Genomic DNA, 14,572 nt, shown 5'->3' with positions numbered 1-14,572 from the left:
GCGAAAGCCTCGGGGCCGGTGTTACTCAGCAGCGAGGGGCAGCGGGGTCACCGAAACATGGACGCGGTCGGCCTTCTTCTGGAAGGCGACGTGGCCGTCGATCAGGGCGAAGATCGTATGATCCTTGCCGAGGCCGACATTCGCGCCCGGCTTCATCTTCGTGCCGCGCTGGCGGATGATGATGTTGCCGGCAATGACGCTCTCGCCGCCGAACTTCTTGACGCCAAGGCGGCGGCCCGCGGTATCGCGACCGTTCCGGGATGAGCCGCCTGCTTTTTTATGTGCCATCTGTGTATCTCCTGCTTACAGCGCGGGGTCAGGCCGCGACGATGTCGGCAATGCGCAGCACGGTGACATGCTGGCGATGGCCGTTCTTGCGTCGGCTGTTCTGCCGGCGGCGCTTCTTGAAGATGATGATCTTGGCCAGGCGATCCTGGGCCACGACCGTCGCCGTGACGGTCGCACCGGCCACGAGCGGCGCGCCGACCTGGGCCGCGATGCCTTCGCCGCCCACGGCGAGGACTTCGTCGAAGGTCACGGTGCTGCCCTCTTCGACCTCAAGCTTTTCGACCTTAAGGATCGCGTTGGGGACAACGCGATACTGCTTTCCGCCAGTGCGGATCACTGCAAACATAGTCTCAATCTCTTTCATGCTGCGCCCTCGTTGGGGCGGCTTCTTTTTTTGAGGCCGACATAGCGGGACGGACCCGCTTCCTTTGCAGGAGGCCAGCGGCTGGGGTCTATCCAGCGCCCCTGCCCATGTCAATCTGATTGCGCGGAACGGGCCCTGCGGCCAGGGCGGGGCAGCGCCCCTGAAACGCCGGGGTGCCCGCGGGGTCCGGCCGTCAGCCCTCTGACTTCACCACCTTGATGCCGCCATAGGCCTGCACCACGGGCATGATTTCGATCGTATTGACGTTGAAATGCGCCGGCAGGCTGATGATCCAGCGCACTGTCTCGGCGACGTCTTCCGCCGTCAGGGGCGTCGTATTGGCATAGACATTGGCCGCCTTGCTGTCGTCCCCCGCGAAGCGGACGGTGGAGAATTCGGTGCCGCCGACCATGCCGGGCTCGATATTGGATGCGCGCACCTTCGTGCCCAGCAGATCGGTGCGCAGGTTCAACGTGAACTGGCGGACGAAGGCCTTGGTCGCGCCATAGACGTTGCCGCCGAAATAGGGCCAGGTGCCGGCGATGGAGCCCATGTTGACGACATGGCCGCGGTCGCGCTTGACCATGCCCGGCAGCACGGCGCGGGTGACGTAGGTCAGGCCCTTGATATTGGTGTCGATCATCCGCTCCCAATTCTCGAGGTCTGCGTCCTGGGCGGGTTCAAGGCCAAGCGCGAGGCCGGCATTATTCACCAGCACGTCGATCTCAGCCCAGTCAGCCGGCAGGCCGGCGAGGGCGGTCTCGACGGCGTCGCGATCCGTCACATCGAAAACGAGCGGCAGGACGCGGTCACGCCCCAGTTCCTGGGCCAGTTCCTCCAGCCGGTCGGCGCGGCGCCCGGTTGCGATGACCTTATGACCGAGCGGGACGAGGACGCGCGCAATGGCCGCGCCGAACCCGGCCGAAGCCCCCGTAATAAGAACGATCATCCGCATCTCCTTCCCAACCGGCCACCGCGACCATGCGCCGCCGCCTACCTGCTGGGTTCTGCCACCCTGTGCCGGGGCGGAAAAGCCCGAAAACTCCAGGATCTCGCGCGCGCATGCCGAAGGTGAGGTCACATTGCCGGGGGAGCGGTTGAGACGGGCGCCGGTGCTGCCACGTTCAGACCCGAGCCTGTGGACGGTTTCCGTCCGTGGCAAACGACAAGGAGCAGGACAATGCCTGTATTGAACAAGAAAATTGCCGTGCTTGTGACCGATGGGTTCGAGCAGGTGGAACTGACGGGGCCTGTCGAGGCGCTGCGCCGTGCCGGGGCGGAGGTGAGTATCGTCTCCCCCAAAACCGGCAAGATCCAGGGCATGAATCACGACGAGAAGGGCGATACCTTCACGCCGGACCGCGCGCTTTCCTCGACCAAGCCCGAGGAATTCGACGCCCTGCTGCTGCCGGGCGGGGTCGCCAATCCCGACTATCTGCGCGTCGACAAGACCGCCGTCGCCTTCGTCTCGTCCTTCGTCAAATCCGGCAAGCCGATTGCGGCTATCTGCCATGGTCCCTGGACGCTGATCGAAGCCGACGCCGTGCGTGGCCGGAAGGTGACGTCCTGGCCGTCCTTGCGGACCGATCTGACCAATGCCGGCGCCACCTGGCTTGATCAGCCCGTGGTCCAGGATGGCGCGCTGATCACGTCCCGCAAACCCGATGACATTCCGGCCTTTTCGGAAGCGTTCATCGCTTTGCTGCAGGCACAAGGCGGCCCGGCGCACCGTGGTGCCTGAGCTGCCTGGGGTGCCTGACTGGTGCAGACCAGGGCCGGGGGCCATGATCGGCGCCAGTCAAGCTGACGAGGATCGATGATGGGCTTTCCCCCGGAACTGCTGACGCCCGATGAGATGGCCGTGGTGGATCGCACCGCGACGTCCTTTGGTGTGGCGGGCGTGACGCTGATGGAAAATGCCGGCCGGGCGGTGGCGCGGGCGATAAGGCGCCGTATCGCGCCCTGCCGGACGCTGGTTCTGTGTGGCCCGGGCAATAATGGTGGCGACGGCTATGTCATCGCGCGTCATCTGGCTGACTGTGGCTGGCCGGTGACGGTGGCCGGGCTTGGTGAGCCGCGCGCGGGCACGGATGCCGCTGTCATGGCGGCGGCCTGGCGCGGTCCATCGGCCGGATTCACCGCCGATGCGGTCGCGCGCGCCGAGCTGGTGGTCGATGCCGTCTTCGGAGCGGGTCTCAGCAGAGACATAGACCCATCTGTTTCTAAAGTATTATCTTCGGCCAAAAGGATCGTGGCGGTCGATGTGCCGAGCGGTCTGGACGGCGCCACTGGCCAGGCCCGTGGTGCGGTCGCACATGCCGAGCTGACGGTCACGTTTTTCCGTCTCAAGCCCGGTCATCTGCTGCTGCCGGGTAGGGATCTGTGCGGTGAAATCGTGCTCGCTGATATCGGCATGCCGGCCGGGGTGTTGATCAGAGATCAGGTGAAGACTTTCGCCAATGGTCCTGATCTTTGGGCATTGCCTCAGCTCACTATGACGGGCCAGAAATATACCCGCGGCATGCTTTCCGTGCTCGCGGGCAGCGAAATGGCCGGTGCGGCGCGTATGGCTTCGCTCGCCGCGCGCCGGGCCGGGGCAGGGCTGCTCACGCTCATCGTGCAAGGCAATGGCGATGTGCTGCGCGCGACCGAGCCGGGTTTGATCGTCACCGAAAAACCCGTTGATGAATTGCTGCAGGATCAACGCCGTAAGACATGGCTTTGCGGTCCTGGATTAGGGATCGAGCGGGCGCGTGACGTGCTGCCGCAACTGATCGCGGCGAAGCGGCAGATCGTGGCCGATGCCGATGCTTTGGGCGCCTGCGCCGGCGCGCCGGACAAGCTGCGCGGCGTCTCTGTCATCACCCCGCATGGCGGCGAATTTGCGAAGCTCTTCGGCCCCATCGGCGATGACAAGGTCGCGGCCGTGCGGGCGGCGGCCGCGCGGATTGATGCGGTGGTCGTGCTCAAAGGGGCCGACACCGTCATTGCGGCGCCGGACGGGCGCGCTGCCATCAACCACAATGCGCCGCCGTCGCTGGCGACCGCCGGGTCCGGCGATGTCCTTGCGGGCATCATTGCCGGATTGCTGACCCAGGGGATGGAACCCTGGGATGCCGCCGCCGCCGGCGTCTGGCTGCATGGGGAGGCCGCCACTCTGGCGGACCCCGACAGCGGCGGGGCCGGGCTGATCGCCGAGGATCTGGCGGACGGGCTGAAGCGGGCCCTTGCTGCGTTGCAGCGCCCGTAAGCGCCGTTTTTCAGGCAAGCTTTGTGACACCTGCGCTTGTGGGGGTGGCACTTCTCCTGTAAAGCGCCGCCCCTACGGCTATGGCCTGCGGGCGTGGTGAAATTGGCAGACACGCCAGATTTAGGTTCTGGTGGCGCAAGCCGTGGGGGTTCAAGTCCCTCCGCCCGCACCAGTCTTGCGGGACTGCGGGCCGCTCGGCCGCGGGCCTGCAGGACTGTCTCTGCCCGGCTGTCCTTCGCCTGCACGGATTAACCCTAACGCCTTTTCGTTCGACCGGAGCCCAGACTTTACCATGCAGATCAACCAAACCCAGTCCGACGGGCTGAAGCAGGCTTTCACTGTCACGCTGCCCTTCGCTGATCTCGATCAGAAGCGGCAGGCGCGGCTGGTTGAACTGGGCCGCACCATTCGCCTTCCCGGATTCCGTCCGGGCAAAGTGCCGATGAGCCTGCTGCAGAAGCGCTATGGCTCCGCCGTGATGGCTGAAATCGCCGACGAATCGGTGAACGAGGCGACCCGCCAGCTGCTCTCCGAGCGCGGCATCCGCCCGGCTTTGCAGCCGAAAGTGGACCTCGTCTCCGCGGGCGAGGACAAGGACCTGGAATTCACCCTCGAGCTGGAAGTCCTGCCCGAAATCACTGTGCCGAACCTGGGTGAGATCACGCTGACCCGCCTGAAGGCCGAGCCGACCGACGAGGCCGTGGGCCAGGGTCTCGACAATCTTCTCAAGAGCCGCCGCAAGGAAATCGAGGTCACCGAAGATCGCCCGGCAGTGTCCGGTGACGCCGTTGTGGTTGACTTCGTGGGCAAGATCGACGGCGTGGTCTTCGAGGGCGGCACGGCGCAGGATGTGCCGGTCGAAATCGGCGGCACGGGCTTCATCCCGGGCTTCGCGGAGCAGCTCGAAGGCATCAAAGCCGGCGAGAACCGCACCATCAACGTGACCTTCCCGGCCGAATACGGCGCGGCCGAGCTGGCCGGCAAGGATGCGGAATTTGAGATTACCGCCAAAGGCCTGAAGACCTTCGAATCCGCCGTCGCCGACGATGCGCTGGCGACCGAGCTGGGCTTCGAGGATCTGGAAGACCTCAAGAAGTTCATCCGCGACCGTCTGCAGCGTGAACTCGACTCGGAAGCGCGCCAGAATCTGAAGCGCCAGCTGCTCGATGCGCTGGCCGAGCGGATCAGCTTCGACGTGCCGCCGACCCTCGCTGCCAGCGAATTCAAGCAGATCTGGGATCGCCTGGACGAAGAGCGCAAGGCCGGCCGTCTCGATGAGGCCGACAAGGACAAGGACGAGGAGACGCTAAAGACCGAATATCAGGCGATCGCCGATCGTCGCGTTCGCCTCGGTCTTCTGCTCGCCGAAATCGGCCAGAAGAATGGCATCACGGTCACCAATGAAGAGCTGAACCGAGCCATTTTCCAGCACAGCATGATGTACGGCGCGCGCCAGAAGGAGGCGCTCGACATGTTCCGCAAGAACCCGCAGGCGGCGGAATTCCTGCGCGGACCGATCTTCGAGGAGAAGGTCGTCGACTATGTGCTCGAACTCGCCAAGGTCGAAGACAAGAGCGTTTCCCAGGAAGAGCTGGCCGCGGCTTCCGCCGAGGCCTGAGACTCCCCTCTTTTAATTTCCGATCAGCGGCCTCACATTGCGTTGAGGCCGCTGGTCGCCTCTGGCTGAAAGCCCGTCGCCATCTTGGGACGGCAAACGCCAGGGCCGGCTTTGGGCCGAGACCTCTTGCGATACGGACAGGTTCATGAGGAAATGTCCCCCTATCGCATCGTGACGCTGCGGGGCTGAAGCCCGAGCGGGGAAAGGACTGAGCAATGCAAGACCGGGACCCCTTAACCGTCTACAACAACACGCTGGTTCCGATCGTCGTCGAGCAAACCTCGCGGGGTGAGCGGTCCTACGACATCTATTCGCGCCTCCTGAAAGAGCGGATCATCTTCATGACCGGCCAGGTCTTCGATGAGATGAGTTCGCTGATCTGCGCCCAGCTGCTGTTCCTGGAGAGCGAGAATCCGACCAAGGACATCGCCTTCTACATCAACAGCCCCGGCGGCGTGGTGACCTCAGGTCTCGCGATCTACGACACCATGCAATATATCCGCTGCCCGGTCAGCACCGTCTGCATCGGCCAGGCGGCGTCCATGGGCAGCCTGCTGCTGACGGCGGGTGCCGCCGGCAAGCGATTCGCGCTGCCGAATGCGCGCATCATGGTCCATCAGCCTTCGGGCGGCGCGCAGGGCCAGGCGACGGACATCCAGATTCAGGCGCAGGAGATTTTGCGTATCCGCCAGCGCCTGAACGAAATCTATGTCCGCCATACCGGCCAGACGCTGGACACGATCGAGAAGAAGCTGGAGCGTGACAGCTTCATGTCTGCCGATGAGGCACGGGACTTCGGCCTCATCGATCAGGTCGTTGATAGCCGGCCCGCGATCGGCGACGAGACGAAGCCGAGCTAACGCTGGTCCGGGTGTGAGGGCGGCCACCGGGCAATCCGGCTGTGTGGTCCCCTGAAACCGGGATAGCCTGACTTTCGTATAGTTCACTGATAGCGCGCCTGGGCGCAGGCTTCCCCTGATTTGCGCCTGGGCGGTACGGTCTTTGATGTGGCGGCGGGTCTGACTGTCGGGGCGATCGGCCCACCACCTTGTTTTTTAACGCTTCCGGGGCGTAGTCTGATAGATCGACGCCTGGGCGACCCGGGAGAGGAGCCTGCCATGAGCAAGACCAGCGACTCAAAAAACACCCTGTACTGCTCGTTCTGCGGCAAGTCCCAGCACGAAGTGCGCAAACTGATCGCGGGACCGACCGTCTTCATCTGCGACGAATGCGTTGAACTCTGCATGGATATCATCCGTGAGGAGAACAAGACGCATCTCGTGAAGTCGCGTGATGGCGTGCCGACACCGCGCGAGATTTGCAAGGTGCTGGACGATTATGTCATCGGCCAGACACATGCCAAAAAGGTCCTGAGTGTCGCCGTTCACAATCATTACAAGCGCTTGGCCCATGGCCAGAAGCATAATGATGTCGAAATCGCGAAGTCCAACATCATGCTGATCGGCCCGACCGGCTCCGGCAAGACGCTGCTCGCGCAGACGCTGGCCCGCATGCTCGACGTGCCCTTCACCATGGCGGACGCGACGACGCTGACGGAAGCCGGCTATGTCGGCGAGGATGTCGAGAACATCATCCTCAAGCTGCTGCAGGCGGCCGACTACAATGTCGAGCGGGCGCAGCGCGGCATCGTCTATATCGACGAGGTCGATAAGATCAGCCGCAAGTCGGACAATCCCTCGATCACCCGCGACGTGAGCGGCGAGGGCGTCCAGCAGGCGCTGCTGAAGATCATGGAAGGCACGGTCGCCTCCGTGCCGCCGCAGGGTGGCCGCAAGCATCCGCAGCAGGAATTCCTTCAGGTCGACACCACCAATATCCTGTTCATCTGCGGCGGCGCCTTCGCCGGTCTGGACAAGATCATCGGTGCCCGCGGCAAGGGGTCGGGCATTGGCTTCGGCGCTTCGGTGAAGGACCCGGACGAGCGCCGCACCGGCGAGCTGCTGCGTGAGGTCGAGCCTGAGGATTTGCTGCGGTTCGGCCTGATCCCGGAATTCATCGGCCGCCTGCCTGTGCTCGCGACGCTCGAAGACCTGGATGAGAGTGCCCTCATCGAGATCCTGACCAAGCCGAAGAACGCCCTGGTCAAGCAATACGGCCGCCTGTTCGAGATGGAAGGCGTCAAGCTGAACTTCACCGATGACGCGCTGAAATCCGTGGCGTCCCGGGCCATCAAGCGCAAGACCGGCGCGCGTGGCCTGCGCTCCATCATGGAGCAGATTCTGCTGAGCACGATGTATGAGCTTCCCGGCCTGAGCAATGTCGATGAAGTCGTCATCAATCGTGAAGTGGCGGAAAGCCGGGCCGAGCCCTTGTTCACTTATGGCAAGGAACGGGCTGAAGAGAGTGCCTGAAAGTCGGGTGCCGCTGACGGGCCCGCAGAGAGAACGACTGTCCTTGAAAGGAGGTCATCGTGAGTAAGACTGAGGTAAAGGAAGAGCCCGTGGCAGTGGAAGGGCGGATGCCCGTCCTGCCGCTGCGCGACATTGTGGTCTTCCCGCATATGATCGTGCCGCTATTCGTGGGCCGTGAGAAATCCGTCCGCGCGCTGGAGGCAGTCGCCAAGGAAGGCAAGCAGATCCTTCTGGTCGCGCAAAAGAACGCGGCTCAGGACGATCCGACGGCGGATGACATCTACAAGGTGGGTACCGTATCGACCATTCTGCAGCTGCTGAAGCTGCCGGACGGCACGGTCAAGGTTCTGGTCGAAGGCTCCAGCCGCGCGACCGTGACCCGCTTCACGGAGGTCGACAATTTCTTCGAGGCCGAGGTCGAGCCTCTGCCTGAGGAATTGGGCGATCCGAAGGAGCTGGAAGCCCTCGGCCGTACGGTCGTCGGTCAGTTCGAGCAGTATATCAAGCTCAACAAGAAGATCGCTCAGGAAGTCCTGGTCTCGCTGAACCAGATCGACGATCCGGGCAAGCTCGCTGATACGGTCGCGAGCCATCTGACCCTGAAGATTGCCGAGAAGCAGGAACTGCTGGAAACGCCGATCGTTGGCGACCGTCTGGAACGTCTCTTCGCCCATATGGAGAATGAGATCGGCGTCCTGCAGGTGGAGAAGCGCATCCGCAACCGCGTCAAGCGGCAGATGGAAAAGACGCAGCGCGAATACTACCTGAACGAGCAGCTCAAGGCGATTCAGAAGGAGCTGGGCGAGGGCGAGGACGGCAAGGACGAGACGGCGGAGCTGGAAGAGAAGATCCGCAAGACCAAGCTGTCGAAGGAAGCCCGCGAGAAGGCCGTGGCCGAGCTGAAGAAGCTCCGCACCATGAGCCCGATGAGCGCGGAAGCGACCGTCGTGCGCAACTATCTGGACTGGATTCTGTCCATCCCCTGGAAGAAGCGCAGCAAGATCAAGTCTGACCTTGGTGCCGCCGAAAAGGTGCTCAATGACGAGCACTACGCCATGGAGAAGATCAAGGAGCGTATCCTCGAATATCTGGCGGTGCAGGTGCGCAGCCAGAAGGTCAAGGGTCCCATCCTGTGCCTGGTGGGTCCGCCGGGCGTCGGCAAGACCTCGCTCGCCAAGTCCATCGCGCATGCCACGGGCCGCAATTTCGTGCGCATGTCGCTCGGCGGCGTGCGCGACGAGGCCGAGGTGCGCGGCCATCGCAGGACCTATATCGGCTCCATGCCGGGCAAGGTCATCCAGGGCATGAAGAAGGCCAAGACCTCCAATCCGCTGTTCCTGCTCGACGAGATCGACAAGCTGGGCGCCGATTGGCGCGGTGACCCGAGTTCGGCGCTGCTGGAAGTGCTGGACCCCGAGCAGAACGGCACCTTCGCCGATCATTACCTGGAGGTCGATTACGACCTCTCGGACGTGATGTTCGTGACGACGGCGAACAGCCTGCGCATGCCGCAGCCGCTGCTGGACCGCATGGAGATCATCCGCATCCCCGGCTACACAGAGGATGAGAAGATCGAAATCGCCAAGCGGCATCTGATCCCGAAACAGGGTCAGGCTCATAACCTGAAGAAGGATGAGTGGTCGGTGGCCGATGACGCGATCCGCGACCTCGTCCGCTACTACACGCGCGAAGCGGGCGTCCGTAATCTGGAGCGGGAAATCGCCAATCTCGGCCGCAAGGCGGTGAAGGAGATCGTCACCGGCAAGGCGACCAAGGTCGATTTCACGGCCGAGAATCTCGAGACCTATGCCGGCGTCAAGAAGTTCCAGTATGGCGAAGCCGAGTCGGAAGACATGGTCGGCGTCGTGACGGGGCTGGCCTGGACGGAAGTCGGCGGCGAGATCCTGACCATCGAAAGCGTTCTGCTGCCCGGTAAGGGTGGCGTGAAGCAGACCGGCAAGCTCGGCGACGTGATGCAGGAGAGTGTGGCGGCGGCGATCAGCTACGTCCGCAGCCGCTCCATCACCTTCGGCATCAAGCCGACGCTGTTCGAGAAGCGGGACATCCATGTTCATGTGCCTGAAGGTGCCACGCCCAAGGACGGTCCGTCCGCGGGTATCGCGATGGCAACCTCCATCGTCAGCGTGCTGACGGGTATTCCGGTGCGGCGCGATGTCGCGATGACGGGTGAAATCACCCTGCGCGGCCGCGTGTTGCCGATCGGCGGGTTGAAGGAAAAGCTGCTCGCGGCGCTGCGCGCCGGGATCACCACGGTCTTCATCCCGAAGGATAATGAGAAGGATCTGGCTGAAATTCCCGAAAACGTGAAGAAGGGGATTAAAATCATTGCCGTCTCTCATGTGGACGACGTGATCAGCCAGGCACTGGCGCGGAAGCCTGAAGCTATTGAATGGGCAGAGCCTGAAGAGGACGCGATCCCCGCGAAGTCCGAATCAGGCGCCAAGGCGCCGTTATTGCCGCATTGATCGGCGGATTTTCTACAGAATCGTGACTGAAAAAGGCGGCGGGTGACTATCCGCCGCCTTTTTCCTGCCCTATGGCATCTTTAGGCACGAAACATGGCTTGTGAGCTGGTGCTGCAAGCCCGGAAAGCGTCGGGTTTGTGTCGGTGTCGGCACAAATCTGAGGCCGGTAGCCAGCGAACGCCCCGGACGCTTTGCCGTCATGGTGTCTGCGTCGCGGGTTTGGGATTTTTTGAGAACAGGGAGTTCGAGCGTGAACAAAAATGATTTGATCGCAGCGGTTGCCGAAGCGACTGATCTCTCGCGTGCAAAAGCTGGCGAAGTGGTCGATGCGGTTTTCGCGAAGATCACGGAAGGCCTGAAGTCCTCCGAAGTGCGCCTGGTCGGCTTCGGCAATTTTGTGACGGCGCATCGCAAGGCCGGCACGGGTCGCAATCCCCGCACGGGTGAGGAGATTGCCATTCCGGCCTCCGTCTCCGTCCGTTTCAAGCCCGGCAAGGCTCTGAAAGACTCGCTGAACTAATAACGGCATCGCCGCCGGCCCCTTGTGCCAGGGGTCGGACCGGCTGCCGTGCCTGGCCCATAGTGTCCTGGGCTCTTGCGCTTTGCGCATCTGGACGCTACCCGGTCTGCCGCATCGTCCGCCTGTCCGGGCACCATCAGGTGACGATGTCCAGCTTGCCTGGATCGGGCGGTTAGCTCAGCGGTAGAGCGTCTCGTTTACACCGAGAGGGTCGGCGGTTCGAAACCGTCACCGCCCACCAGTCTTCTCCTCCTATGCCTCTTGGTCGTTGGGATCGCCTCGCTGAGATGGCGGTGAGGGCGGCCCATGGCGCGGCCGCCACCCGCGCTGTGCGTGCCGGCCAGCCGCAGCGCCGCGCCAAAGATGCGCCGAAAATCCCCGGCTTCCCGAATCACGCGAATTACGACAACTTGGTGTCAACGCCCAAAGGCGGGATGGCGGCTATCCCGGGGAGCGTGACAGAATGGCGTTTTTGCGGGATTTGCGCGCTTGACGGTGGCAGGCCACCGGGTTACTTCCCCTCCCGTCGCTGCGGGTGTAGCTCAGTTGGTTAGAGCGCCGGCCTGTCACGCCGGAGGTCGCGGGTTCGAGCCCCGTCACTCGCGCCAGTAGCGATAAACTTCCTCTTCATCCCTCTCTCTGACATCATCAAAAAAGCCACGCTTTGTCGGGGTTTTTTGGCGTTTGGATGCAGGCGATTGTCATGCCGTTTAGCCTTGGGTGCCATGATTACAAGTCTTTCATGACAGGGGCTTAAGGGGGGTGGCGCGCTGCGGGCGGAGGGATTAGGGTCCGCTCGCAGATGCGGAAAAACCCCGCAGCAACGCTTTGGCTATTCTGGCTGACCGACCAAGGAGATGAAGGTGCAACCTCTGCTTTCGCAGTACTGGCCCATTCTGATCTTTGGAGCGATCGCCGCCGTGATCGCCGGCGCCATGATGGCCGGTGCCATGTTCGCCGCCCGACAGAAGCCCTATGCTGCGAAGCTCTCCGCCTATGAATGCGGATTCGAGCCCTTCGATGATGCGCGCCGCCGTTTCGATGTGCGCTTCTACCTCGTCTGCCTGCTTTTCATCATCTTTGACCTGGAAGTGGCCTTCCTCTTCCCCTGGGCTGCCAGCCTCTCGCATATCGGCGTCATGGGCTTCCTCACCATGCTCGGTTTCCTGGCGGAACTCGCGGTCGGCTACGTCTACGCGTGGCGCAAGGGCGCCCTGGATTGGGAGTGACAGCGATGAGCGGTTCAATCTCGGGCGATACCGGAACAGAGCTGGTCTGGAATGGGCGTGAACTGCCGCCGGGACCGGATCAGGAGGCGGTGATGCGCGCCATTACCGGTGAAATCACCGGCAAGGGATTCATTGTCGGCAATCTCGACAAGATCGTGAACTGGGCGCGCACCGGCAGTCTGTGGCCGATGACCTTTGGGCTCGCCTGCTGTGCGGTCGAAATGATTCATGCCTATATGCCGCGCTATGATCTGGACCGCATGGGCGTCATTCCGCGTGCCAGTCCGCGCCAGAGCGACGTCATGATCGTGGCCGGCACGCTGACCAACAAAATGGCGCCGGCTTTGCGCAAGCTCTACGACCAGATGCCCGAGCCGCGCTACGTCATCTCCATGGGTAGCTGCGCCAATGGCGGTGGCTATTATCACTATTCCTATTCGGTGGTGCGCGGCTGCGACCGTATCGTGCCTGTGGACGTCTATGTTCCGGGCTGCCCGCCGACGGCTGAAGCCCTCGTCTACGGGATCATGCAGCTGCAAAAGAAGATCCGCCGCACGGGGACCATCCTCCGTGGCTGACCCTGTCGAGACTGCACCCGCCGATGCGCAAGTTCCGGCGCCGCTGAACCCGACCGAGGCGCTGGCTGCGGCTGTGGCCGGACTGCCGCGCGTCATATCCGCCGAGATCGCGCTGGGTGAGATCGTCATTCGCACCGACCTCGACTCCCTGCTGGAGCTGATGGGCGTGCTGAAGGATGATCCCCGCTTCGCTTTTGAGCAGGTGATGGATATCTGCGGCGTCGACTGGCCGGCCCGGCCCGAACGTTTCGATGTGGTCTACAACCTGCTCTCGGTCTCCCTGAACCATCGCGCCCGCGTTATCGTCACGACGGACGGTGTCACGCCGGTGCCATCCGTCTCGCAGCTCTGGGCGGTTGCCACCTGGTGGGAGCGCGAGGCCTGGGATCTGTTCGGCATTCCCTTCTCCGGTCAGCCCGATCTGCGGCGAATCCTGACGGATTACGGCTTCGTCGGCCACCCGATGCGGAAGGACTTTCCGCTCACCGGCTATGTCGAAGTCCGTTACGACGAGGAGCGCAAGCAGGTCGTCTATGAGCCTGTGAAGCTGGTGCAGGATTTCCGCCGCTTCGATTTCATCTCGCCCTGGGAAGGCATGACGACGCTGCCCGGTGACGAGAAAGCGCATCGGGAGGGCTGACATATGAGCGAGACCACGATTTCGGAACGCCCGGTCGTCAATCCCGAGACCAAGGTCATCGAGATTGATAGCCACGCGCTGAACTTCGGCCCCCAGCATCCCGCAGCCCACGGCGTTCTCCGTCTCATCCTGGAGATGGACGGCGAGGTGGTGGACCGTGCCGATCCGCATGTCGGCCTGCTCCATCGCGGCACTGAAAAGCTGATGGAATACCGGACCTATCTGCAGAACGTCCCGTATTTCGACCGGCTCGACTATGTCAGCCCGATGGCACAGGAGCAGTGCTATGTGATGGCGATCGAGAAGCTGCTCGGCATTGAGGTGCCGGAGCGGGCGGAATGGATCAGGACGCTGTTTGCGGAAATCACCCGCATCCTCAACCACCTGCTCAATGTCACCTCCTTCGCCCTTGATGTGGGCGCGACCACGCCCAGCCTTTGGGGCTACGAGGTCCGCGAGCAACTGATGGAATTCCATGAGGCGGCGTCCGGCGCGCGCATGCATGCGAATTACATCCGTCCGGGTGGCGTGAACCGTGATCTGCCGGCCGGGCTGGAAGAGCGCATCGCCGCCTGGTGCGACACCTTCCCGAGCTTCGTCGATGACATGGAAGGCCTGCTGACCGGAAACCGCATTTGGAAGCAGCGCACCGTTGATATCGGTATCGTGACGGCCGAAGAGGCCCTCAACTGGGGTTTCTCGGGTCCTAATCTGCGCGCCTCGGGCGTGCCGTGGGATCTGCGCCGCGCCCAGCCCTATTCCAAATACAATGACGTCGCCTTCGATATTCCCGTCGCGCGCAACGGCGATTGCTATGACCGCTATCTGGTGCGTGTGCAGGAAATGCGGGAAAGCCTGAAGATCATCCGCCAATGTCTGGCCAAGATGAAGCCGGGCCCCGTGCGCGTGCTGGACAATAAGTTCACGCCGCCGAAGCGGGGTGAGATGAAGCGGTCGATGGAAGCGCTGATTCATCACTTCAAGCTCTTCACCGAAGGCTTCCATGTACCGGCGGGCGCGACCTATACCGCCATCGAGGCGCCCAAGGGCGAATTCGCGGTCTATCTGGTCGCGGACGGCACCAACAAACCCTATCGCTGCAAGATCCGGCCGACGGGCTTCGCCCATCTGCAGGCCATGGACAAGATGGCGAAGGGCCACATGCTGGCGGACGCCGTCTCCATCATCGGGTCCATCGACCTCGTCTTCGGCGAAATCGACAGGTAA

The 14,572-nt window shown here is 62.8% G+C and carries 14 protein-coding genes and 3 tRNA genes; 14 read left to right on the top strand and 3 right to left on the bottom strand.

All coding sequences use genetic code 11. The features are described from left to right. Positions 1-21: 21 nt before the first annotated feature. The 3 genes from rpmA to AC3G7M_RS14220 all read right to left on the bottom strand — a co-directional run bounded on the left by rpmA (position 22) and on the right by AC3G7M_RS14220 (position 1,607). Positions 22-288 carry a 50S ribosomal protein L27 gene (gene rpmA / locus AC3G7M_RS14230; RefSeq protein ID WP_489212760.1) on the bottom strand — a complete coding sequence of 89 codons (267 nt, stop codon included), beginning with the start codon at positions 286-288 and terminating at the stop codon, positions 22-24. Between the two features lie 28 nt (positions 289-316). Next, positions 317-634 (bottom strand): 50S ribosomal protein L21, encoded by a 318-nt coding sequence (gene rplU / locus AC3G7M_RS14225; protein ID WP_489212759.1) that lies wholly within the window; start codon positions 632-634, stop codon positions 317-319. A 211-nt stretch (positions 635-845) separates the two neighbouring features. Continuing rightward, the gene (locus AC3G7M_RS14220) at positions 846-1,607 is read right to left on the bottom strand and encodes an SDR family oxidoreductase (RefSeq protein WP_489212758.1); all 762 of its coding nucleotides are present in this window, start codon (positions 1,605-1,607) and stop codon (positions 846-848) included. Between the two features lie 225 nt (positions 1,608-1,832). Between AC3G7M_RS14220 and AC3G7M_RS14215 the strand changes: the two genes are divergently transcribed. From AC3G7M_RS14215 to AC3G7M_RS14150, 14 genes are all read left to right on the top strand, one after another. Beyond that, complete coding sequence (locus tag AC3G7M_RS14215; RefSeq protein ID WP_489212757.1) at positions 1,833-2,393, top strand: type 1 glutamine amidotransferase domain-containing protein; 561 nt, start codon at positions 1,833-1,835, stop codon at positions 2,391-2,393. Positions 2,394-2,468: 75 nt separating this feature from the next. Beyond that, the gene (locus AC3G7M_RS14210) at positions 2,469-3,902 is read left to right on the top strand and encodes an NAD(P)H-hydrate dehydratase (protein WP_489212756.1); all 1,434 of its coding nucleotides are present in this window, start codon (positions 2,469-2,471) and stop codon (positions 3,900-3,902) included. Positions 3,903-3,989: 87 nt separating this feature from the next. Next, positions 3,990-4,074 (top strand) — tRNA-Leu (locus AC3G7M_RS14205). A 120-nt stretch (positions 4,075-4,194) separates the two neighbouring features. Continuing rightward, a complete protein-coding gene (gene tig, locus AC3G7M_RS14200) occupies positions 4,195-5,520 on the top strand; it encodes a trigger factor (RefSeq protein ID WP_489212754.1) in 1,326 nt (441 codons plus the stop codon). A 215-nt stretch (positions 5,521-5,735) separates the two neighbouring features. Next, positions 5,736-6,380, top strand: coding sequence for an ATP-dependent Clp endopeptidase proteolytic subunit ClpP (clpP, locus tag AC3G7M_RS14195; protein WP_489212753.1), 645 nt, complete (start codon positions 5,736-5,738; stop codon positions 6,378-6,380). A gap of 258 nt (positions 6,381-6,638) precedes the next feature. Then, complete coding sequence (gene clpX, locus AC3G7M_RS14190; protein ID WP_489212752.1) at positions 6,639-7,892, top strand: ATP-dependent Clp protease ATP-binding subunit ClpX; 1,254 nt, start codon at positions 6,639-6,641, stop codon at positions 7,890-7,892. 107 nt (positions 7,893-7,999) lie between these two features. Continuing rightward, complete coding sequence (gene lon / locus AC3G7M_RS14185) at positions 8,000-10,378, top strand: endopeptidase La (RefSeq protein WP_489216053.1); 2,379 nt, start codon at positions 8,000-8,002, stop codon at positions 10,376-10,378. Between the two features lie 199 nt (positions 10,379-10,577). Continuing rightward, a complete protein-coding gene (locus AC3G7M_RS14180) occupies positions 10,578-10,898 on the top strand; it encodes an HU family DNA-binding protein (protein WP_489216051.1) in 321 nt (106 codons plus the stop codon). Between the two features lie 166 nt (positions 10,899-11,064). Next, positions 11,065-11,139: transfer RNA gene (locus tag AC3G7M_RS14175), tRNA-Val, on the top strand. Positions 11,140-11,429: 290 nt separating this feature from the next. Beyond that, positions 11,430-11,506, top strand: a tRNA-Asp gene (locus AC3G7M_RS14170). 255 nt (positions 11,507-11,761) lie between these two features. Further along, positions 11,762-12,127 (top strand): NADH-quinone oxidoreductase subunit A, encoded by a 366-nt coding sequence (gene ndhC, locus AC3G7M_RS14165; RefSeq protein WP_489212750.1) that lies wholly within the window; start codon positions 11,762-11,764, stop codon positions 12,125-12,127. Positions 12,128-12,132: 5 nt separating this feature from the next. Then, positions 12,133-12,705 carry a NuoB/complex I 20 kDa subunit family protein gene (locus AC3G7M_RS14160; protein ID WP_489212749.1) on the top strand — a complete coding sequence of 191 codons (573 nt, stop codon included), beginning with the start codon at positions 12,133-12,135 and terminating at the stop codon, positions 12,703-12,705. Next, positions 12,698-13,345: an NADH-quinone oxidoreductase subunit C gene (locus tag AC3G7M_RS14155; RefSeq protein ID WP_489212748.1), complete on the top strand. Its 648-nt coding sequence runs from the start codon at positions 12,698-12,700 to the stop codon at positions 13,343-13,345. The genes AC3G7M_RS14160 and AC3G7M_RS14155 overlap by 8 nt, the downstream gene beginning before the upstream one ends. A 3-nt stretch (positions 13,346-13,348) precedes the next feature. Beyond that, a complete protein-coding gene (locus tag AC3G7M_RS14150) occupies positions 13,349-14,572 on the top strand; it encodes an NADH-quinone oxidoreductase subunit D (RefSeq protein WP_489212747.1) in 1,224 nt (407 codons plus the stop codon).

This window comes from Acidisoma sibiricum (genome assembly GCF_057837225.1).
Note: the sequence above shows the minus strand (reverse complement) of the source record. Positions and strands in the feature narration are given on the sequence as shown.

Bases quoted from the DNA above. Each gene is read 5' to 3' on its own strand.
- AC3G7M_RS14215 (WP_489212757.1), top strand. From the start codon at position 1,833: ATGCCTGTATTGAACAAGAAAATTGCCGTGCTTGTGACCGATGGGTTC.
- rpmA (WP_489212760.1), bottom strand. From the start codon at position 288: ATGGCACATAAAAAAGCAGGCGGCTCATCCCGGAACGGTCGCGATACC.
- AC3G7M_RS14220 (WP_489212758.1), bottom strand. From the start codon at position 1,607: ATGCGGATGATCGTTCTTATTACGGGGGCTTCGGCCGGGTTCGGCGCG.
- lon (WP_489216053.1), top strand. From the start codon at position 8,000: ATGCCCGTCCTGCCGCTGCGCGACATTGTGGTCTTCCCGCATATGATC.
- AC3G7M_RS14150 (WP_489212747.1), top strand. From the start codon at position 13,349: ATGAGCGAGACCACGATTTCGGAACGCCCGGTCGTCAATCCCGAGACC.
- AC3G7M_RS14160 (WP_489212749.1), top strand. From the start codon at position 12,133: ATGAGCGGTTCAATCTCGGGCGATACCGGAACAGAGCTGGTCTGGAAT.
- clpP (WP_489212753.1), top strand. From the start codon at position 5,736: ATGCAAGACCGGGACCCCTTAACCGTCTACAACAACACGCTGGTTCCG.
- rplU (WP_489212759.1), bottom strand. From the start codon at position 634: ATGTTTGCAGTGATCCGCACTGGCGGAAAGCAGTATCGCGTTGTCCCC.
- AC3G7M_RS14210 (WP_489212756.1), top strand. From the start codon at position 2,469: ATGATGGGCTTTCCCCCGGAACTGCTGACGCCCGATGAGATGGCCGTG.
- clpX (WP_489212752.1), top strand. From the start codon at position 6,639: ATGAGCAAGACCAGCGACTCAAAAAACACCCTGTACTGCTCGTTCTGC.
- AC3G7M_RS14180 (WP_489216051.1), top strand. From the start codon at position 10,578: ATGGTGTCTGCGTCGCGGGTTTGGGATTTTTTGAGAACAGGGAGTTCG.
- tig (WP_489212754.1), top strand. From the start codon at position 4,195: ATGCAGATCAACCAAACCCAGTCCGACGGGCTGAAGCAGGCTTTCACT.